This is a genomic window from Serratia sp. KH_031 (assembly GCF_057839655.1).
In genome coordinates this window covers 665,146-686,936 of sequence record NZ_CM174496.1, presented here as the reverse complement: position 1 = coordinate 686,936, position 21,791 = coordinate 665,146, and the positions used below count along the sequence as shown (strand labels likewise).

The 21,791-nt window shown below is 52.3% G+C and carries 16 protein-coding genes; 10 read left to right on the top strand and 6 right to left on the bottom strand.

Annotation, left to right across the window (positions count from 1 at the left end):
• The first annotated feature begins 16 nt into the window (after nucleotides 1–16).
• Nucleotides 17–3,124, top strand: a complete 3,108-nt coding sequence (locus AC3ISQ_RS03015) for an efflux RND transporter permease subunit (protein WP_489350502.1) — start codon at nucleotides 17–19, stop codon at nucleotides 3,122–3,124.
• A gap of 709 nt (nucleotides 3,125–3,833) precedes the next feature.
• Here the strand turns inward: AC3ISQ_RS03015 and AC3ISQ_RS03010 are convergent.
• Both AC3ISQ_RS03010 and AC3ISQ_RS03005 read right to left on the bottom strand, forming a co-directional pair.
• Nucleotides 3,834–5,288 (bottom strand): NAD-dependent succinate-semialdehyde dehydrogenase, encoded by a 1,455-nt coding sequence (locus tag AC3ISQ_RS03010; protein ID WP_489350501.1) that lies wholly within the window; start codon nucleotides 5,286–5,288, stop codon nucleotides 3,834–3,836.
• A gap of 12 nt (nucleotides 5,289–5,300) precedes the next feature.
• Complete coding sequence (locus AC3ISQ_RS03005; protein ID WP_489350500.1) at nucleotides 5,301–6,566, bottom strand: 4-aminobutyrate--2-oxoglutarate transaminase; 1,266 nt, start codon at nucleotides 6,564–6,566, stop codon at nucleotides 5,301–5,303.
• Nucleotides 6,567–6,688: 122 nt separating this feature from the next.
• Here AC3ISQ_RS03005 and pdxR point away from each other — a divergent pair, with 122 nt between their 5' ends.
• Nucleotides 6,689–8,158, top strand: a complete 1,470-nt coding sequence (gene pdxR, locus AC3ISQ_RS03000) for a MocR-like pyridoxine biosynthesis transcription factor PdxR (RefSeq protein WP_489350499.1) — start codon at nucleotides 6,689–6,691, stop codon at nucleotides 8,156–8,158.
• Nucleotides 8,159–8,196: 38 nt separating this feature from the next.
• On the opposite strand, the gene AC3ISQ_RS02995 is transcribed toward pdxR, so the two are convergent.
• From AC3ISQ_RS02995 to AC3ISQ_RS02985, 3 genes are all read right to left on the bottom strand, one after another.
• Nucleotides 8,197–9,462: a type II toxin-antitoxin system HipA family toxin gene (locus AC3ISQ_RS02995; protein WP_489350498.1), complete on the bottom strand. Its 1,266-nt coding sequence runs from the start codon at nucleotides 9,460–9,462 to the stop codon at nucleotides 8,197–8,199.
• A complete protein-coding gene (locus AC3ISQ_RS02990) occupies nucleotides 9,452–9,772 on the bottom strand; it encodes a helix-turn-helix domain-containing protein (RefSeq protein ID WP_489350497.1) in 321 nt (106 codons plus the stop codon). The genes AC3ISQ_RS02995 and AC3ISQ_RS02990 overlap by 11 nt, the downstream gene beginning before the upstream one ends.
• A 230-nt stretch (nucleotides 9,773–10,002) precedes the next feature.
• Nucleotides 10,003–11,622: an ABC-F family ATP-binding cassette domain-containing protein gene (locus AC3ISQ_RS02985; RefSeq protein ID WP_489350496.1), complete on the bottom strand. Its 1,620-nt coding sequence runs from the start codon at nucleotides 11,620–11,622 to the stop codon at nucleotides 10,003–10,005.
• A gap of 427 nt (nucleotides 11,623–12,049) precedes the next feature.
• On the opposite strand from AC3ISQ_RS02985, the gene AC3ISQ_RS02980 reads away from it, so the two are divergent.
• On the top strand, nucleotides 12,050–14,071 hold the full coding sequence (locus tag AC3ISQ_RS02980; RefSeq protein ID WP_489350495.1) for an oxidoreductase: 2,022 nt from the start codon (nucleotides 12,050–12,052) through the stop codon (nucleotides 14,069–14,071).
• Between the two features lie 42 nt (nucleotides 14,072–14,113).
• Here the strand turns inward: AC3ISQ_RS02980 and rlmG are convergent, their stop codons facing one another.
• A complete protein-coding gene (gene rlmG / locus AC3ISQ_RS02975; protein ID WP_489350494.1) occupies nucleotides 14,114–15,253 on the bottom strand; it encodes a 23S rRNA (guanine(1835)-N(2))-methyltransferase RlmG in 1,140 nt (379 codons plus the stop codon).
• A 228-nt stretch (nucleotides 15,254–15,481) separates the two neighbouring features.
• On the opposite strand from rlmG, the gene AC3ISQ_RS02970 reads away from it, so the two are divergent.
• The 7 genes from AC3ISQ_RS02970 (at nucleotide 15,482) to sstT (ending at nucleotide 21,750) form a co-directional block, all read left to right on the top strand.
• Nucleotides 15,482–15,772, top strand: coding sequence for a type II toxin-antitoxin system RelE/ParE family toxin (locus tag AC3ISQ_RS02970; protein WP_489350493.1), 291 nt, complete (start codon nucleotides 15,482–15,484; stop codon nucleotides 15,770–15,772).
• A gap of 8 nt (nucleotides 15,773–15,780) precedes the next feature.
• Nucleotides 15,781–16,104, top strand: a complete 324-nt coding sequence (locus tag AC3ISQ_RS02965; RefSeq protein ID WP_489350492.1) for a HigA family addiction module antitoxin — start codon at nucleotides 15,781–15,783, stop codon at nucleotides 16,102–16,104.
• Nucleotides 16,097–16,606: a M48 metallopeptidase family protein gene (locus AC3ISQ_RS02960; RefSeq protein WP_489350491.1), complete on the top strand. Its 510-nt coding sequence runs from the start codon at nucleotides 16,097–16,099 to the stop codon at nucleotides 16,604–16,606. Before AC3ISQ_RS02965 ends, AC3ISQ_RS02960 begins: the two co-directional genes overlap by 8 nt.
• Before the next feature lie 567 nt (nucleotides 16,607–17,173).
• The gene (locus AC3ISQ_RS02955) at nucleotides 17,174–18,154 is read left to right on the top strand and encodes a Gfo/Idh/MocA family protein (protein WP_489350490.1); all 981 of its coding nucleotides are present in this window, start codon (nucleotides 17,174–17,176) and stop codon (nucleotides 18,152–18,154) included.
• 1 nt (nucleotide 18,155) lies between these two features.
• Nucleotides 18,156–18,878, top strand: a complete 723-nt coding sequence (locus AC3ISQ_RS02950) for a glutamine amidotransferase (protein WP_489350489.1) — start codon at nucleotides 18,156–18,158, stop codon at nucleotides 18,876–18,878.
• Between the two features lie 390 nt (nucleotides 18,879–19,268).
• On the top strand, nucleotides 19,269–20,231 hold the full coding sequence (locus tag AC3ISQ_RS02945) for a TerC family protein (protein WP_489350488.1): 963 nt from the start codon (nucleotides 19,269–19,271) through the stop codon (nucleotides 20,229–20,231).
• A 277-nt stretch (nucleotides 20,232–20,508) separates the two neighbouring features.
• Nucleotides 20,509–21,750 carry a serine/threonine transporter SstT gene (gene sstT, locus AC3ISQ_RS02940; RefSeq protein ID WP_489350487.1) on the top strand — a complete coding sequence of 414 codons (1,242 nt, stop codon included), beginning with the start codon at nucleotides 20,509–20,511 and terminating at the stop codon, nucleotides 21,748–21,750.
• Nucleotides 21,751–21,791 lie beyond the last annotated feature (41 nt).

The window sequence follows — 21,791 nt, the reverse complement described above, 5'->3', positions numbered from 1 at the left end:
CAGGAGCTACTGATTTATGGCTAATTTCTTTATCAGTCGCCCTATTTTTGCCTGGGTAATTGCGTTGATTATCATGCTGGCTGGGGCGCTGTCGATCTTCAAACTGCCGATTGCACAGTATCCGACCATTGCACCGCCTGCGGTTAGCGTCACCGCCACCTATCCCGGTGCCGATGCCAAAACCGTGCAAGATACCGTGACTCAGGTGATTGAACAGAACATGAATGGCCTTGATGGCCTGATGTACATGTCTTCGAACAGTGATGCTGAGGGTAATGCCACTATCACCCTCACTTTCAAAACCGGTACCGATCCAGACATCGCACAAGTTCAGGTGCAGAACAAACTGCAACTGGCGATGCCATTACTGCCACAAACGGTGCAAGAACAAGGGATTAACGTCCAAAAGGCCTCCAGTAGTTTCCTCATGGTGGCCGGTTTCACCTCCGATACCCCGAATATGACGCAGGAAGATCTGGCGGATTACGTCGTCGCCAATATTAAAGATCCCATCAGCCGTGCACCGGGCGTCGGGCAAGTACAGTTGTTTGGTGCGCAATATGCCATGCGTGTTTGGCTCGATCCGAACAAGCTGAACAACTACCAGATGACGCCAGAAGAAGTGATTCGCGCCATCAAATCGCAGAATAATCAGATTGCCGGTGGGCAGTTAGGCGGCTTACCCGCGCAGAAGAATCAACAACTTAATGCATCTATCATTGCGCAAACGCGTTTAAGCACCCCAGAGCAGTTCGGTAATATTCTGCTGCGAGTCAATCAGGACGGTTCACAGGTGCATCTGCGCGATGTCGCACGCATTGCCCTCGGCAGTGAAAACTACAACACCAGCGCCGAATACAACGGCAAACCAGCGGCAGGTTTGGGTATCAAACTGGCGACCGGGGCTAACGCACTGGATACCGCCAAGGCGGTGAAAGACGACATCAGCCGTCTGGAACCGTATTTCCCTGCCGGGATGCACGTGGTTTACCCATACGACACCACTCCGTTCGTCAAAATCTCGATCAACGAAGTGGTCAAAACGCTGTTTGAAGCCATCGTATTGGTGTTCTTGGTGATGTATCTGTTTATGCAGAACCTACGCGCCACGCTGATCCCCACCATCGCCGTACCGGTCGTGTTGCTCGGCACTTTCGCCATCCTTGCGGCATTTGGTTTCTCGATCAATACGTTAACTATGTTTGGCATGGTGCTAGCGATAGGGTTATTGGTGGATGACGCCATCGTGGTGGTGGAAAACGTCGAGAGGGTGATGGCGGAAGAAGGACTGCCGCCGAAAGAAGCCACCCGCAAATCGATGGGACAAATCCAAGGCGCATTGGTCGGTATCGCGATGGTACTGTCGGCGGTGTTTATCCCCATGGCGTTCTTCGGCGGTTCGACCGGCGCTATCTATCGCCAGTTCTCGGTGACTATCGTGTCAGCGATGGTGCTGTCAGTGCTGGTCGCGATGATCCTCACCCCGGCACTCTGCGCCACATTGCTAAAACCCGGCGGTCACGCGCCGAAAACCGGCTTCTTCGCTTGGTTTAACCGCATTTTCGATCGCAGTACCGATCACTATCAAAATAGCGTCGGCAATATTCTGCAAAGCACGGGGCGCATGCTGCTGATTTATCTGTTGATTGTCATCGGGATGGCGGTGCTGTTTATCCGTTTACCCACCGCCTTCCTGCCGGATGAAGATCAGGGGGTGTTTATGAATATGGTGATGCTACCTGCCGGAGCGACGCAACAACGCACCGAAGGCGTGCTGAATCACCTGACGCAATACTATCTGACCAAAGAAAAGGCCAATGTAAAATCGGTGTTTACCGTCGCAGGTTTTGGTTTCAACGGTAATGGTCAGAACAACGGTTTGGCGTTTGTCAGCCTGAAAGATTGGAGCCAGCGCCCCGGCGATAAAAACAAGGTTGAGGCGATCATCAAGCGCGCCAATATGACCTTCGCCCGCACCATCAAGCAAGGTATCGCTTTCGCCTTTAACCTGCCGGCGATAACCGATCTCGGCACCGCGACCGGCTTCGACTTCGAGCTGATCGATAACGGCGGTCTAGGACATGAAGCCTTAACCAAAGCGCGTAACCAGTTGCTGTTTATGGCTCACAAGCGGCCAGATATCGTCACCAAAATGCGCCCGAACGGTTTGGAAGATACTCCACAGTTCAAAGTGGATGTTGATCAGGCCAAAGCCGAGGCGCTGGGTGTGTCGATCGATTCCATCAACCAGACGCTTTCCACCGCTTGGGGCGGTACTTACGTCAATGACTTCATCGACCGTGGTCGCGTGAAGAAGGTTTATGTACAGGCGGATACTCAATACCGCATGTTACCGAGCGATCTCGACAACTGGTACGTGAAAGGCAATCGCGGCCAGATGGTGCCATTCTCAGCCTTTGCCAGCGCGCACTGGGAATACGGCTCACCGCGTCTGGAACGTTACAACGGCTTGCCTTCGATGGAGATCCTCGGTGAACCGGCTCCGGGACGCAGCTCCGGTCAAGCGATGATGTTTATGGAGAAACTGGCCACCAAGTTGCCAAAAGGTGTCGGTTACGACTGGACCGGCATGTCCTATCAGGAACGTCTGTCGGGCAATCAGGCTCCAGCGTTGTATGCCATCTCGCTGATCGTGGTGTTCCTGTGTCTGGCAGCGCTGTATGAGAGTTGGACGATCCCGTTCTCGGTGATGTTAGTCGTGCCACTCGGCGTAGTCGGTGCCCTGCTCGGAGCCAGCCTGCGCGGCCTCAACAACGATGTTTACTTCCAAGTCGGATTACTGACCACCATCGGTTTATCTGCTAAGAACGCCATTTTGATCGTCGAATTCGCTAAAGATTTGATCGACAAAGAAGGTAAACCGCTGATCGCCGCCACGCTAGAAGCCACGCGGATGCGCTTGCGCCCAATCCTAATGACGTCGCTGGCCTTTATCCTCGGCGTATTGCCGCTAGTACTCAGTAACGGTGCGGGTTCTGGTGCGCAGAATGCGGTCGGCACCGGGGTAATGTGCGGGATGATCAGTGCCACCTTGCTGGCGATCTTCTTGGTACCGGTGTTCTTCGTGGTGGTATTGCGCCGATTCGGCGGCCACTGCACCTAATGCTCGCCAATTAGCGTATTTTTGCCGATATAGCGTAAGTTTCGGTCGCTATACATTCGTGATTTCATATAACGCGGATGACCGCGACCGAGCAGGGGGCGCCAAGAGCTGCGCCCCCTGCACCCCGAGCCCTTGCCAAATCAGGCGGTTGCTGGCGCAACTGCCCGAACTTCGGCACTGCGCATCACGGCCGGCTACGATATACGTCCATGTATAACTCGCCTAAACGCGCCCTCCATGGCGCGTTTGCCTATGCTCCGTTTCTCCGTTCGGCGCCTTCAATGGCGTTAACACCGGAGCTCCACTCAGCAGTTGTTTTGCTTTTAATAATATGAGGTTGCCCGGTGGCTGAGGATGGGTGTTTTGACGCTGAGAGCGCATCATGGCCTGCCGAACAAGGCACAGTTGTCAGGGGCACCGGGTCATGGATGACCCGGTGAGGCGATTTGAACAGGGACGTGAATTGAGCCGACCCGCCCGACAACTGTAACGCAGTGAGGGAAAACAGGCCATGTTAAGCGTAGGCGCGGGGTGAAGGGGCTTCGCCTTTAAGCCCCTTCAATTGCCGTGCATTATTGCTGCATAGAATCGCGTACATTTGCGGCAATTCCAGTTACACAAGACTGACAGAAATTGCTAAAAGTTGCGGCAATTCTAATGACACCGAATTGGCAAAAACCGCTAAAAAACCCAAGCTTATATGAAAGAGTTAATCCCCAACATCAACACACAAATATTTCAACTCCAGATATTCTTCAATGCCATAACGCGAACCTTCGCGCCCCAACCCCGATTGTTTCACACCGCCAAACGGCGCAATCTCATTGGAAATCAAACCAGTGTTAACCCCCACCATGCCATATTCCAAGGCTTCCGGTACTCGCCACTGACGCGCCGCGTTCTGGGTAAACAAATAAGCCGCCAATCCGAACTCGGTATCATTCGCCATCGCAATCACTTCAGCTTCATCGTGGAAGCGGAATAACGGAGCTACCGGGCCAAAGGTTTCTTCTTTAGCAAAACGCATTTTCTGCGTCACACCGGTAATGACCGTCGGTTGGAAGAAGGTGCGTCCCAATGCATGTGGCTGCCCCCCCGTCGCGATCTGCGCCCCTTTGATCAACGCATCATCGATGTGTTCCTGCACTTTCTTGACCGCAGCAGAATCAATCAATGGCCCTTGATTCACGCCGTCTTGAGTGCCGTCACCCACTTTAAGCTGTTCAACCGCAGCCACCAGTTTCTCTGCCAGACGATCGTAAATACCGTCCTGCACATAGATGCGGTTAGCACAAACACAGGTTTGACCGCTGTTACGAAACTTAGAAGCCATAATGCCAGCGACTACCGCGTCTAAATTAGCGTCATCGAAGACGATGACTGGCGCATTACCGCCCAGTTCTAACGACAGTTTCTTGATGGTTGGCGCACACTGCGCCATCAAGATCCGCCCCACTTCGGTCGAACCGGTGAAGCTCAACTTGCGCACTACCGAGCTGTCGCACAGCACCTTGCCCACCTGCGACGCTTCGCCAGTGATGATTTGCAGCACACCGGCCGGAATACCCGCATCCTGCGCCAGTTTGCCGAGCGCCAGTGCGGTCAACGGTGTTTGCTCCGCCGGTTTGACGATCATGGTACAACCCGCCGCCAGTGCTGGAGCTACTTTGCGGGTGATCATGGCTGCCGGGAAGTTCCACGGGGTAATTGCCGCACAAACACCGATCGGTTGTTTCAACACCACCAACCGTTGATTCGCTTGTGGAGCCTGCAATACCGCGCCATCGACGCGCTTGGCTTCTTCGGCAAACCAGGTGATGAAGGATGCTGCATAAATAATTTCACCACGCGCTTCGGTCAGGGATTTACCTTGTTCGGCGGTCATCAACTGCGCCAGATCTTCCTGCGCTGCCAAGATTTTATCCGCCCACGCCAGCAGTAATGCCGAACGTTGTTTGGCCGTCAGTTGCTTCCAGCTCTGTTGCGCACGCAGCGCCGCATCAATAGCTTGCTCCGTTTCAGCTTCACTCACCAACGGGATGGTCGACAGCTCTACGCCCGTCGCCGGGTTGATCACCGCTTCACTTTTACCGCTGCGAGCATCACACCATTCGCCGTTAATCAGACATTGGTTGCGCAGCAACTCAGGGTTTTGCAATTTCATGTTGTCCGCTCCTTACAGCACCAACGCGCGCGATAAAATCGCCAACGCTTGGTTGAATTGTGTATCAGGAATGGTTAACGGATACAGGAAACGAATCACGTTGCCATTGGTTCCGCAGCTCAATAACAACAGCCCTTCTTGCTGCGCCTTTTGCTGCACCTGACGAGTTATTTCCGGCGAAGGTTTGCCGGTAGCCGGATCGTTAAACTCGACCGCCACCATCGAACCCAAAGCACGAATATCGACGATCGCCGGGCAACGGCTACGTGCCTTTTGCAACACCTCAACCAAGTGCTGCCCTAAACGTTGCGAACGTTGGCACAGTTGCTCTTCTTCAATTACATCCAGCACCGCGTGAGCCGCCGCGACCGCCAGTGGGTTACCGGCATAAGTGCCACCCAATCCGCCCGGCGCTGGCGCGTCCATCACTTCGGCGCGTCCCGCCACCGCCGACAGCGGCATACCGCCTGCGAGGCTTTTCGCCATAGTGATCAAATCAGGTTTGACGCAATGGTGCTCCATCGCAAACAGCTTGCCAGTACGAGCAAAACCGGTTTGAACTTCGTCAGCAATCAATAGGATACCGTGCTGGTCGCACAATGCACGCAGCGCTTGCATAAAGTCAGTTGGCGCAACCACGAAACCGCCTTCCCCTTGCACCGGTTCCAGCACAATCGCCGCCACCTGCGTGGCTTCGATATCGGCTTTAAATATACGCTCCAGACTGTCGATGGCATCCTGAGTGCTCACGCCATACAGCGCATTGGGGTATTGGCCGTGGAACACCGATCCGGGGAATGGGCCAAAACCGATTTTATAAGGAGCCACTTTGCCGGTCAGTGCCATGGTCATATAGGTACGACCGTGGAAACCACCGCCAAAAGTGATCACCCCCGGACGTTTTGTGTAAGCACGGGCGATTTTAACCGCGTTCTCGACCGCTTCTGCCCCGGTACTGAAAAATGCTGTTTTGCATGGGCCGTCGATAGGGGCACATTGATTGATACGTTCAGCCAGTGACACATAGCTTTCGTAAGGCACGATTTGGTAGGCTGTGTGGGTGAACGCTTTGAGTTGTTTTTCGATGGCGGCGATCACTTTCGGATGACGATGACCAGTATTCAACACCGCGATACCCGCAGCGAAATCAATCACTTCATTACCTTCGACATCCCACAGCGTCGCATTTTCGGCTCGTTCAGCGTAAAAGCCACACATCACCCCGATCCCGCGAGGGGTGGCATCCAGACGACGTTGATTCAATTCTGCGTTTTTCATGTTGTTCTCTCCGCTCAGCAGCCAGTTAAACAATTCGTTCACAACTTTGAAGCAATGACATGTATTTACCCCGGATGTGGCTCTATAATCGAGAGCCAGTTCCAAATAATTGAGGGATCCAATTGCGCTCATTGAGTGGTGATCTGTTGTTACAGCGTCTCGGTGAACAGACCGATGATAAGCTGCATAAGCGGCTATATAATGCGATCCGCACCAGTATTCTGGACGGCAGCCTGCCCCCTTCCAGCCGTTTACTCGCTTCTCGCGATCTGGCGCAGGAGCTTAGGCTCTCACGTAACACTGTACTCACAGTTTATGAACAATTACTGGCGGAAGGTTATGTTATTGCACGCGCTGGCAGCGGTACTTATGTCGCAGAAACCGTGCCAGACAACTATCTCTCGTCGATAAGTCAGCCCGTGAGTCGTTCGGGTAACGAGCGAGGTATTGAGCTTTCGCAACGCGGTATCACGCTCTTACAGCACGCCAGCGCCAGCCCTAAGCAATGGGGAGCTTTTATCCCCGGCGTGCCCGACGTTAACGCTTTTCCACATCAGTTATTCAGCAAGATTCAGGCGAAAATCAGCCGCCGCCCGATGCCCCAGCGTTTGACCTACAGTAATCAAGGCGGCAGCCCGGAGCTACAACAGGCATTGGTGGATTATCTGCGCGGTTCGCGCTCAGTACGCTGTTCACCAGAGCAGATCTTGATTACTGAAGGTATTCATCAAGCGATCGATCTGGTCACACGAATGCTGTGTAATCCCGGCGACGACGCTTGGATTGAAGAACCGGGCTATTGGGGCATTCGCAATATTCTGCGCATGAATGAAGTGAATATCTGCCCACAACCGGTGGATGAAGCTGGCATGACCTTGCCGGAACCCCCGATCGCCGCACCTCGGTTGATTTTCGTCACCCCATCACACCAGTATCCATTGGGCTCGGTGATGACTCTGGCTCGCCGTCAGCACTTGCTCGCACTTGCACGTAATACTGGCAGTTGGATCGTCGAAGATGATTACGACAGCGAATTCCGCTTTTCGGGTCAGCCGATCCCAGCACTGCAAGGATTGGAGGCCGATGCTCCGGTGATCTACATCGGTACTTTCAGTAAAACCTTGTACCCTGCGCTACGATTGGGTTACGTGGTGTTACCCAAGCCGTTGATGAATGAACTGAAAACCGCTCATGCCGAGCTGTACCGAGGTGGCCATTTGCTGATGCAGGCCACGCTGGCGCAATTCATTCAAGAAGGCCACTACACCGGCCATATTCGTCGGATGCGTCTATTGTACGCCAAACGCCGTGCGTTCCTCGTGGGGTTGATCGAACAACACTTGGGCAAATCGGCGCTGAGCGAGTTCAACAGCAATGCCGGGTTGCATCTGGTGCTGAATCTGCCAGACGACGCCGATGACGTTGCCATCGCTGCCGCAGCCAGCAACCGTGGCGTATTAGTGCGCCCCTTGTCGCGCTATTACATGCAACCTAATGCCCGGCAAGGGTTGTTGTTAGGCTTCGCCAGCGTACCGGAAGAACAAATGGAAGCTGCCTTTACAGTGCTGCTGGCCTGTCTTCAGAGTGCTTGAAATTGCCAACCTTGTTCATGCCAATCCATACCGGAGGATTATTTCAGCAACCGCTGAATATTGTCATTAATACGCGCCTGAAGGGTGCGCAACGTATCTTCGGTGATCTGCCCGGGCAATACCGCGGCCGCTTTCCTGGCAAAGCCAGATGCCACGTCACAATGCCGCTGTATAACGGCGTCGACCTGCGATGCCGTCAGTTCGGCCTCCTGCTGCCCTAGCGCTAGCATATGCTTCCGGCGAATATCCAACGCCTCGCCCATCACATCCATTTGGTGATACCCTCCCGGCCCTTCACAGTAGGTGATGTCATACGCCGGGGCCAGTTGCCACTCTCCGCTGGCTGACATGCAATAAGCGAAGTTCTTCGGATGATCATCACGATTGTTGAAGACAACGTTGAACACGACCCGCTCAAACGCCAGCGCTTTCTGCCTAACGTCATTGGTACACAACTGTGTGGCTCGTAGAAAATGGGTGTAGTCCAGTGCGCCCGGTACCTGATAGTTTGCTCCGGTGTAGGCCGCCAGACTCTGCATCGGCACACACAAACCGTTTTGCCGATCAAATCGCCGGGAGGCAAAGGCCGCTTGGCCATTGGGTAGCGCAAAATACGCGGTTTCTGGCGTGCTGATGTTGCACTCGCGCAGACACTGCGCATAGACCGCCTCAATAGCACACACTTCTGGGTGCTCCTGCCGGGCAGGGAACTTGATCAACCAAGCATCTAAGCCCGGAGAGGCAACGGTGCTGAAGTGACTGCTGGCGGGATCGCGATACAACAACGCTTTGGGTCTCGCCCCCTGTGGCGAACCGCCCATCTGCAATAGCCGCTGCAAAAACTCGCCACCTGCGCCGTCCAGCACCTCCTGAACCTCAGCCGAGAGTTGCGCGAGTGCAATATCTTCCACCTGGCTCGCGGCTTCAGGCTGGGAAGGTTCAAACGACATCGCCCCCATCGCATTGCTGCCGATCCAGGTCAACCGCTCTAAAGGTCCAATACGTGCCGCATTGAGTCCGCGCTGACGGAATAGTCTGTCCATTAACAACATGCCCCAGCCATCAGGCAGTGCATCATAGACAGGACCGGGTAGCCCCATTTGATGAGCCGGGAAGTCTCTGCGCAAACGGGGGCCTTTCAGTGGCAGAGTCAGGGAAGCGAGCTCTAACTTGCGGCGAAGAGCCTCTTCACTGTATTCAAACATAATCAGCGGGCGCCCGGTGAGCGCAGTCGAAGAGACCAGCGTTCCCCAGAGCCAACTCTCTCCCCATCCCTCGTACCAGACTTCCACTTTATTCACCATGGCGAGAGCTCCTCTTCACGCGCTGACGGGTGGTGTTTTTTTCATAGCGCTGCAGATCATCAAGGCTGTCGATCTTCGGTGCAAACAGCGCCTCCAGCTCTTTGCCCCGCCCAAGCACCATCGCCACCCTGACCAGATTTTCAAATCCCACATTGCGACCGGATTCCAGATTAGACACGGTGTTGACCCCCATCCCTGCCCTAGCCGCCACCTCGGCCTGCGTCATAGACTGCGAGAGACGCTCTTTGCGCAGCCGCTCGCACAGCAGTTTCACTATTTCATCAGGCTTACTGAGAGTTAAATCCATCATAATGTGGCTTATAATCATAAAGTGAGTTTAATACCCCATATTATAGAGTTAGGTGGATGAAGAGGAAAGAAAGTTAAATCCAATATTATGTGACTTAAATATTAAATAGTAATTTAAACCACACTAAAATGGATTTATAATCTCACACATCGCTATTGCGCATTCCACCCAATTGAACGGAACCGGATGGTAAAAGAAGAAACCGCTTTTACGCTGCTGCTGGCCTGTCTTCAGAGTGCTTGAAACTGCCAACCATCTTCCCGCCAATCCAGACGATGCGTCAGTTTCAGCGCCTGTAAGAAAGTTTCATCATGCGATACCACCAGCATCGCCCCGGGGAACTCCGCCAGAGCCGCTTCGATCGCTTGCGAAGAGGCAAGATCCAAATGGTTGGTTGGTTCATCCAGTAGCAATAACTGCGCGGCCTGCTGACGCCATAACACGCAGGCCAGCGCGGCTTTCAGTCGCTCGCCACCGCTTAATGCACTCAAAGGTAACGTCACCCGGTCGGCAGTGAGTTGCAGTTGTGCCAATTGGCTGCGCAACACGCCTTCAGTCAATGGTGAGCCATCCAAACCCAGATGGTCCATGACCGATAAGTGTAGATCGAGTTGATTCAGGGTTTGATCCAAATAAGCCGCCGTGACACCCAGTTGGCAATGCCCACTCAACGGCGCAAGTTGCCCGTGGATCACTTTTAACAGCGTCGATTTCCCGCAGCCGTTTGGCCCGGTGATCGCCACCCGCATTGGGCCATCCATCCGCCAATCCAACGTCGGCGTGGTGACGAAAGGTAGTTGCAACTGTTCTAGCACCAAGACCTGTTTACCCGCTGCCAGTGCGCTTCCCGGCAACGTCAGCATGATCGGGGTATCTTGTTCGACCCGATCTCGCGCTTCGCGTACCGCACTATCGAGTTCGGTTTTTTGTTGTTGATGCTGCTTACGTAACGTACCGAGGCTTTCTTTTGCCGCTGTTTTATAGGCAAAACGTTCAAAAGAAGCGATGTTCAGTGTATCGACCATTTTTAACGTCTGTGCCGAACGACGTTGGCTAGCATAGTGCTCTTTTACCAAGCGAGCTCGAGTTCGTTTACGTCCTTGAGCAGCATGTTCCAAACTAGCGCGGGCAGCCTGTTGTTCCAGTTCACGTTGGTGATGATAATCCTGATAATTGCCGCCGTAACTGCGCAATGCGCCGGGGGAAAGTTCAACGATGCGTGCCATACGCATCAATAATTGCCGATCATGGCTGGCGATCAACATGCCACCGCACCATTGTTCAAGCTGTTGATACAACCATTGACGCGCAGTTTGGTCGAGATGGTTGGTCGGTTCATCAAGCAATAAAAAATCAGCGCCAGACAGAAATGCACCGCATAGCGTCGCGCGTAACCGTTCACCACCGCTAAGATCGCTGGCAAGTTGTAAGGGTTCAAACGCGGGCAGCCCAGCGTCAATAAACGCCGTTTGCAGGCGTTCCGCCAGATCCCAATGCCCTTCCAACCGTTCAATATCATCCAGCTGCGGCTCGCCGCGTTCTAAACGCTGCTGGGCGGCAAAGATTTCACCATAGCCCAGCAGTTGCGCCAAAGTGGTGTCTGGTGAGAAATCCGTCTGTTGGGCGACATACACCAGCGCACCATGGGTTTCCACATGCCCGGCGCTGGGTTGATCCAAACCGGCCAGCAAACGCAGCAAACGAGTTTTGCCAACGCCATTACGCCCAACCAATCCGCAATGATGCTGATCCAAGCTGAGATTTAATGGGCCAAACAAGGTTTCGCCATCGGCAAACTGACAGCTTAATTGATGTAATACGAGATAAGGGGACTGCGCAAAATGAGCCATAAGCACTCCTGAATTGAAATCAAAACCTCCCCACCAGGCACGGCAGTGCTCAGCGTGGGATCAGAAATCAGTAGGTGTGTTTGTTCATTTTCGGTAATGGCTCCGCAGAGAGAGAAAAGTAAAAGCGGGCAAATGCTAACCGATTTACTGTATGCAATGCAAACAGCAATCTGTATTCATGACACCCATCACATTCGGTAAAAACTGAGTTCCCAAGCGCTAAAACAACGGCTAGATTTAGCTCATCCGACCACTTAAGGTTAACATAAGAATAACAACTAATCATACCCAATAGCTTTCAAGCTACAGCTAGGCGGCAAGTTCGAGAACCCCCAGGAGCTTACTCTAGTAAGTGACTGGGGTGAGCGAACGTAGCCAACAACGCTGTGGTTTGAAAGATGCAGGGTATGAATGTTTGGAGACTGTGATGAGCAACTACCCCCACTTGTTAGCGCCGTTGGATCTCGGCTTCACGACACTGAAAAACCGGGTATTGATGGGTTCGATGCACACCGGGCTAGAAGAGTTGCCCAACGGCCCAGAACGCTTGGCGGCATTCTATGGCGAACGCGCGGCGGCGGGCGTGGCGCTGATCGTCACTGGCGGCGTCGCGCCCAATGAAAAAGGCGTGGTTTTTCGTGGCGGTGCCGTTCTCAACCAAGAAGAGCAAATCCCCCATCACCGCACAGTGACCGATGCAGTGCATCAGGCTGGCGGTAAAATTGCGTTGCAGATCCTGCATACCGGGCGTTACAGCTATCAACCCCAACCTGTTGCACCTTCTGCGATACAGGCGCCCATTAATCCCGCCGTACCCAGCGCTCTGAGTCACGAGGAGATTGAGCAAACTATCGCCGATTTCGCCCACTGTGCCGCTCTGGCGCAGCAGGCTGGTTACGATGGTGTGGAAGTGATGGGTTCCGAAGGTTATTTGATCAACCAATTTCTGGTGGCACGCACCAATCAGCGCGCTGACCAATGGGGCGGCAGTTTCGAAAACCGGATGCGGTTTGCGCTGGAAATTGTTCGAGCGGTACGCCAGACAGTAGGACGAGAGTTTATCCTGATTTATCGCTTATCGATGCTAGATCTGGTCGAGAACGGCTCCAGTTGGCAGGAGATCGAACAACTTGCTGTCGCTATTGAGCAAGCAGGGGCGACCTTGATCAACACTGGTATCGGCTGGCATGAAGCGCGCATTCCGACCATCGCCACCATGGTGCCACGCGCAGGGTTCACTTGGGTGACGCGCAAGCTGATGGGGAAAGTCAGTATTCCGCTGATCACCACCAACCGCATTAACGATCCCGCAGTGGCAGAACAGGTGTTGGCCGATGGCTGTGCCGATATGGTTTCGATGGCACGCCCGTTCCTTGCCGATGCCGAATTCGTGCGTAAAGCCGCCGAAGGTCGCGCCGATGAGATCAATACCTGTATCGGTTGTAACCAAGCCTGTCTGGATCAGATTATTGACGGCAAACTCACTTCTTGCTTGGTCAATCCACGCGCCTGCCATGAAACCGAAATGCCATTGCTGCCAGCGCTCAAACCTAAGCGCTTGGCGGTAGTTGGTGCTGGCCCCGCTGGATTAGCGTTTGCCACTACCGCCGCCAGCCGTGGGCATCGGGTCACGCTATTCGATGCCGCTGATGAGATCGGCGGGCAATTCAATATCGCCAAACAAATCCCCGGCAAAGAAGAGTTCCACGAGACTCTGCGCTACTTCCGCCGTCAGTTGGCGTTGCACGAAGTCACGCTGAAATTAGGGCAGAAAGTGCAAGCGGCGGATCTGGCAGAATTCGACGAAGTGATCCTCGCCTGCGGGATCGTGCCACGTACCCCGGAGATCCCCGGAATCGAACACGCTAACGTACTGACTTACCTGGATGTTCTGCGTGATAAAAAGCCGGTCGGTCAACGCGTGGCGATCATCGGTGCGGGTGGTATCGGTTTTGACACTGCCGAATATCTCAGTCAGCACGGCGCTTCCAGCAGCTTAGATCCGCAAGAATTCATGCATGAATGGGGCATCGACGGACAGCTCAATCAACGCGGAGGTCTCGCCAGCCAAGGCTCGGCCATGCCAGCCAGCCCACGACAAATCTTCCTGCTACAACGCAAAAGCAGCAAAGTCGGTGACGGATTGGGTAAAACTACCGGCTGGATCCACCGTGCCAGTTTGGCCATGCGTGGCGTGAAAATGCTAAACAGCGTGAGTTATCAAAGTATTGATGACGAGGGGCTGCATATTACTCGTGCCGAACAGGCCAGTTGTTTGCCAGTAGATACCATTATTATCTGCGCCGGGCAGGAACCCCGCCGCGAATTGCAGCAACCGCTGCTGGAGATGGGAAAAACGGTGCATCTGATTGGTGGTGCAGATGTCGCGGTTGAATTGGATGCCCGCCGCGCGATCAATCAAGGCACTCGGCTGGCGATGGCGTTGTAATTACAGATAGGCGCAGTTCAAAGATAACTGCGCCTACCACCATTAATATTTCGCGCCGGTTTTCACTGATTTCAAGATCAAGAACTTCTGGTTCGAAGCCACCGTGGTGCAGTTGCCGAACAGACGTTTCAGCTTCTGATAGTAATCCAAATGACGGTTGCCCACGATGCGCAGCTCCCCGCCTACTTTCAGGCAACGTTTGGCATCGAGAAACATCTGCCAAGCGGTATGATCGGTGATCGCATGTTGCTGGTGGAACGGTGGATTGCACAACACTGCCTGCATGCTGCCCCCTTCCATCCCTGCCAGTGAGTTGTTGACTATAAACTGACAACGCTCGATGTCTTGCGGCAGGTTGTGCACCACATTCAATTCGCTCGATGCCACCGCTTGGTAAGACTCATCAACGAAGGTCACATCCGCCTGCGGGTTTTGCGCCAATGCTTTCATACCAATGATGCCGTTGCCACAACCCAGATCAACAATGCCGCCAGTCAGATCGCGTGGCAGGTTTTCCATAAATAGACGAGCACCAATGTCCAAACTACCGCGTGAGAACACATTGGCGTGATTGTGAATCAGCCAGTCGGTGCCATCCAGCGTCCAGTTGGTGGTTTCTGGCGCGGCTGGCGGTACGATGTCCGCCACTTCACAATAAATCAGACGCGCTTTCTTCCATGCCAAGCTGGTGCGGGTTGGCCCCAACACTTTCTCGAACAGTTGCATGGTAGAAGTATGAACATCGCGCGCTTTGGCTCCGGCGATAATCACCGTGTCTGGCGCCACCACATCACGCAGAGCGCGCAGCTGTTGTTCCAGCAGTGCCAAGGCTTTTGGAATACGGATCAACACCACCGCCGGAGAGGCAGGTAATTCATCCAAACTACCCAGCAATGTTATCGGTTCAACATCCAACCCGTTCAACTCCAGATTGTGGCGCGTTGCCAACTGACTCATGTACGAATCACTGATGCTGTAGGGATGATGGCCGTGTAACGCACAGGCTAAGGTGCCAAAATTATCGTTGAAAATCAGCACCGGACGATCGCCAATATTCACGTTTTCAAGCTGTTGCAGCAGATATTCATCCGCCGCTTCCCACGCCTGCAATTGAGTGGATTCTTCCTGTTGGGGATAACGCTCCAGCTCAAGTTGCTGTGTTCCCAGATCGAGTTGGCTCATTGCCCCTCCTGACTGATAAAATTTGGGCTGTTTATCCCCTAAAAACGTTCATCAGTAAAATGTTTTTTCAGATAAATTGCGTACCACCTCGAGTATCTTGCGCGCAAAACAGCATTTTTACCGTGTTAACTATAGCATCCACGTCATAAGCCCCCTTTAGATAAGGTTTCATACCTTAAATAGTAACTTTTAATGTTACACTGAAATAGCCAATGGAGTGGTGAGCTGATGATCAAGTCTTTTCGCGATAAGGCACTAGAGTTTTTTTATAAAGAAGGGAAACGAGATCGCTCGATTCCAGCAACGATAGAGAGACAGTTAGCGAGGAAGCTCGATATGCTAGCTGCGGCTCAAAAAGAATGTGATTTATTTATCCCAATTAGCAATTACTACAAGCGCCTTTCTGGCACCTTGCATGGTTGGTCAAGTGTGCGAGTCAATATTCAGTGGCGTTTGATGTTTCAGTGGCATAACGATTTTGCCGAGCAAGTTTACCTCGATCCGCACCAAGATACTTAGGAGGTACTATGTTAGATACCACGACCCGTGAACCCACTACGGTTGGTGAAATTCTACAGGAAGAATTTTTGACCCCTCTTGGGATCGGGCAAGAAGACCTAGCTAAAGTATTAGGTGTTACCAGAGCGACAGTAAATAGGTTATGTAAAGGGCACCGACGTCTGAGCGTCGAAGAAGCCAATATGTTTGCCGATCTATTTGAGACCACTCCTGATTTTTGGCTAAATCTTCAAGCCGCTCATGACCGTTGGGAGGCTCGTCAAACCTATGCCAAACGCGCCCATTTACCACCAATTATGGAAATATTAGGGCGTAAAATTACTCATGCATGACCCCGAACTCAGCTATCTGCAAGGCTACCCTGAACATCTGCAAAGCCAGGTACAACAGTTGATCCACCAGCAACGTCTGGGCGAGGTTTTGCTCCAGCGCTATCCGCAAGTACACGATTGCACCACCGATAAATCGCTGTATCAATTTACGCTCGATCTGAAAAACCAATACCTGCGCAATGCTCAGCCACTAAGCAAAGTGGCTTATGACAGCAAGATCCAGGTAATGAAACACGCGTTGGGAATGCATACCGCCATTTCACGCGTTCAGGGGGGGAAATTAAAAGCCAAAGCAGAGATTCGCGTCGCGACAGTATTTAAGAACGCACCAGAGCCTTTTTTGCGAATGATCGTAGTCCATGAACTGGCGCACCTCAAAGAGAAAGACCATAACAAAGCCTTTTATAACCTGTGCTGCCATATGGAACCGCAATACCACCAACTGGAGTTCGATACCCGTATGTATCTGACCCATTTGTCATTGTTGGGCGAGTTGTATTAATGGTTTGATGAGTGTATTTAAGGAAAGCCGCCCCAAAAAGGAGCGGCTACCTAGCTACTTGCCTGTGGTGTTGATGGTTACCGTGAACGAGTTATGAGAGATATTCCAACCCCCATTCCCGGTTGACAACAGCGCCCCAGATACAACGAGCACAATACAACAGTATCGTTTCATTGCGCGGTCCTTGCATAGACCGCTTCACAGTCATACCACCGGAGATATCACGGCGAATACAAGCACTTGGGTGTGCTCGCGTTTACGGCCATGGAACATCCTTTTCTCATACCCGGTGCCCGTTGCTACACGGCGAAAAGGGCCGCAATTATTGTACATGAATCAAACAGAAGCGAACACTTGACAATGTATGTAAAGTGACCGACCATAAATGCGCTTGGGTGTGCTTGCGTTAAATTAATAACGCATTTGCTGGCAGGACTGCTAACCCAGCCAGCACGGAGAAACCGTCCTTTGGGACGGTTTTTTTGTTTTGAGCGTCACCACTAAAGTACGTCTTTTTCCGCCCCCGTGATAATCTGAATTTTTCAGTTTTTGGGAACGGAGTTAGCTATGATTCGCTTTGCTGTTGTTGGCACCAACTGGATTACCGAACGTTTTATCGATGCAGCACACGAGTGTGGTGAGATGCGTTTAACCGCTGTCTATTCGCGTGAATTAGAAAAAGCACAAACGTTTGGTGCTCAGTATCAGGTTGAACATTTCTTTGATTCCCTTGAAGCACTTGCGCAATCCTCCCTCATCGACGCCGTTTATATCGCCAGCCCCAACTCTCTGCATTGCCAACAATCGCTACTGTTCCTCAGCCATAAAAAGCATGTGATTTGCGAAAAACCACTGGCATCTAATCTACAACAAGTCGAGCAACTGGTGGCTTGTGCGCGCAAAAATCAAGTGGTGCTGTTCGAAGCGTTCAAAACCGCTCACCTACCCAACTTCTTAGCTCTACAACAAGCACTGCCAAAAATTGGTAAATTGCGTAAAGCCATTTTGAATTATTGCCAATATTCATCACGTTATCCGCGCTACTTAGCCGGCGAAAATCCAAATACCTTTAATCCGCAGTTCTCCAACGGTTCGATTATGGACATCGGTTATTACTGTCTGGCTAGTGCGGTGGCATTGTTTGGTGAGCCGCAGTCGGTACTCGCTAGCGCCACATTGCTCAACACCGGCGTGGATGCGCATGGTTCTGTGATCCTTAACTATGGTGATTTCGACGCGATCATCACCCACTCAAAAGTCAGTAACTCGGATATTCCCAGTGAGATTCAAGGTGAAGAAGGAACACTCATCGTTGAGAAAATCTCGGAGTGTCAGGCCGTCGCGCTAACACCTCGTAATGGTAACCGCCAGGATCTCAGCCAACCACAGCACATTAACACCATGCTGTATGAAGCTCAGGTATTTGCTGACTTAGTGAAAAATCAACAGGTTGAGCATCAAGGATTAGAGAACTCACTGAGAATCGCGCGTTTACTCACCGAGATCCGTCGTCAGACCGGCGTTGTTTTCCCAGCGGATGGAGTGTGAAATGAAGCCATTGTTATTGATGCAAACCGGCGATGCACCAGAAGCCATCCTCAAAGAGCATCACAACTTTGAACAGATGTTCCTGCAACAAGGCAATATCTCAACCGAGCGGGTACAGATCGTCCATTTGCCAAACGGCGATCGTCCTTTAGATCCCAATCATTATTGTGGCGTGGTGATCACCGGCTCACCGGCCATGGTGACTGAACAACTCCCTTGGAGCGAACAGGCCGCAGAGTGGTTGCGGCAGGCAATGAAGATTAAATTACCGATCTTCGGTGCCTGCTACGGGCATCAGCTGTTGGCTTATGCCTTAGGCGGCGAAGTCGGCTATCTCCCGCAAGGGATGGAGGTGGGGACGCTAGAAATTGAGTTATTACCTTCCGCGACGACCGATCGTCGGTTGGCATTTTTGCCTCCGCGTTTCAAAACTAACCTGATCCATGCGCAAAGCGTTCTAACGCCTCCAGCAGAAGCGACGGTGTTGGCGCGTTCGCAGCAAGATGCTAACCAAATCCTGAGTTATGGCGATCATGCTCTCACCACTCAGTTCCATCCAGAATTCAACGGTGCCGTCATGCAAAGTTATTTAACTTGGCTTGACGAGCTAGAGCCAGAAAAATGCGAAGAATATAAAGCGAAGCAACAACAGGTTAGCGATACGCCCTACAGCCAATTATTGCTACAGGGCTTCGTCGTAAGTCTGGGTGCCCAGCGCACTTAACAGATTATTTGCTATTAAACATTGACCACTGACACATTTTGAATTATTTTCCGTCGTGCAAAGGGGAGTAACTTTTATACCCAATAGATTTCAAGGTGCGGCAAGGCGGCAACCGAAGGAATCCCTGGGAGCTTAGATCAACTAAGTGACTAGGGTGACAGAGGGAAGCCAACACAGCGGCGGCTTGAAAGATGAAGGGTATCTTGCCGGTTTAATCGTCATTACGATGCGCAAGCATCCGGTTACCGGGCAACCTGATGTCAAAGGTTTCAAAAAACCTTCATCAACGTTGTAAGTGAGACCTTGCCGGAAGGCGAGGTTTGCTTGCAGCGTTCATAGAACGGCTAGCGTCTTCCGACGTTGGCCGTTTTTGTTTTGAAGGAAATTTTAATGATGAATACCGTTGGCACACCGTGGTTATGGGGCGCTTTTGCCGCCATCATAGTTGTGATGCTTGCAATTGATTTACTGCTCCAGGGTCGTCGTGGCGCGCAGTCGATGACATTTAAACAAGCGGCCTGCTGGTCGTTGGTATGGGTCAGCATGACGCTGCTGTTCAACCTAGGGTTCTGGTATTACCTGAACGAAACCGCCGGACGTGCCGTTGCCGACACTCAGGCTCTGGCCTTCCTCACCGGTTATCTAATTGAAAAAGCGCTGGCGGTAGATAACGTCTTCGTCTGGTTGATGCTATTCAGTTACTTTGCCGTTCCTGCCAATCTGCAACGTCGTGTCCTGATCTATGGTGTATTAGGTGCGATCGTACTGCGTACCATCATGATCTTCGCCGGTAGCTGGCTGATTACCCAGTTCCAATGGATGCTGTATGTGTTCGGCGCATTCCTGCTATTCACCGGTATCAAGATGGCGTTGGCGAAAGAAGATGGCTCAGCCATTGGCGACAAACCATTAGTGAAATGGCTACGTAGCCACTTACGCATGACCGATAATCTGGAAGGCGAACGTTTCTTCGTGCGTCGTAACGGCTTGTTATTTGCAACGCCGTTGGTACTGGTGCTGATTTTGGTCGAACTGAGTGATGTGATCTTTGCCGTCGACAGTATCCCAGCGATCTTTGCCGTCACGACCGATCCGTTCATCGTGCTGACGTCTAACCTGTTTGCCATCATGGGCCTTCGTGCCATGTACTTCTTGCTGGCTAACGTCGCGGAACGCTTCTCAATGTTGAAGTATGGTCTGTCAGTCATTTTGGTGTTTATCGGTAGCAAAATGATGTTGATCGATCTGTTCCACATCCCTATCGGTATTTCGTTGGGCGTAGTAGCCGGCATTCTGGTTCTGACGTTGTTGATCAATGCTTGGGTTAACCACCGCAATGATCGCTTGTCATAAATATTATCGGGGCGCTAGTCGCCCCGTTATTGTTTGGCAATTCTCCCCAAATGCCAAATGTTATTGCGATCACACAAATGTAAGCAGAATGTTATCAAGAGTTGATCCGTACATAGAATTTCACTTTCGCCCCTTTTCAACCTCCCCCGTTTCCTGAATACTGGCTCGGCAAACACACTTAGTTACAGACCCGAATATAATTTGCCCGGCAACGTTCCTGTCGAGGTTTGGGGTTTGTGTCATCACCACATTGGGAAGCGGAAACGCGAAAAGCATCATGCATAAAATACTCCAACGGATCACACAGGGCAGTCTGGTTAAACAAATCATGGTCGGCCTGATTGCCGGCATCATTGTCGCATTTATCTCTCCAGGCGCCGCCACCGCCGTCGGTTTGCTGGGTTCGCTGTTTGTTGGCGCATTGAAAGCCGTCGCTCCAGTTCTGGTTCTAGTGCTGGTTATGGCATCTATCGCTAACCACAAACAAGGGCAGAAAACCAACATTCGCCCAATTCTGGTGCTCTATTTGTTGGGGACTTTCGCCGCGGCACTGGTGGCGGTTGTTGTGAGCTTTATGTTCCCTTCAACGCTGGCGCTGGCGACCAATAACGCAGACATCAACCCACCGGGCGGCATTGTCGAAGTGTTAAAAGGTTTGCTGATGAGCGTGGTTGCCAACCCGTTCCATGCGCTGATTAACGCTAACTACATCGGTATTCTGGCTTGGGCAATTGGCTTAGGTCTGGCACTACGTCATTCCTCTGAGAGCACCAAAGCACTGATCAACGATATGTCACACGCCGTCACCATGGTGGTTCGCGCGGTGATCCGTTGTGCACCTTTAGGTATCTTCGGTCTGGTGGCTTCTACGCTGGCAGATACCGGCTTCGGCGCGCTGTGGGGCTATGCCCAACTGTTGGTGGTGTTGATCGGTTGTATGCTGTTGGTGGCGTTGGTACTGAACCCGCTGATCGTTTACTGGAAAATCCGTCGTAACCCGTACCCGTTGGTGTTCGCTTGCCTGCGTGAAAGTGGCGTTACTGCTTTCTTCACCCGCAGCTCGGCCGCTAACATCCCGGTAAACATGGAACTGTGTAAGAAGCTGAACCTGAACGAAGACACCTATTCGGTTTCCATCCCGCTGGGCGCCACCATCAACATGGCTGGTGCGGCAATCACCATCACCGTACTGACACTGGCTGCGGTTCATACCTTGGGAGTTCCGGTTGATATCCCGACTGCACTGCTGCTGAGCGTCGTTGCAGCCATCTGTGCTTGCGGAGCTTCTGGCGTGGCGGGGGGTTCTCTGTTGTTGATCCCTCTGGCTTGTAACATGTTCGGTATCCCGAACGATGTGGCGATGCAAGTGGTTGCTGTCGGCTTTATCATTGGTGTGTTGCAGGATTCTGCCGAAACCGCGCTGAACTCGTCAACCGACGTGCTGTTCACAGCAGCAGCTTGCCAAGCGGAAGACCAACGTCTGGCTAACGAAGATCCGTTGAAGGTGACTCGCCAATAACAGGCTTATTATTGAGTTGCCAAATGCCCCGGGCTAAAACC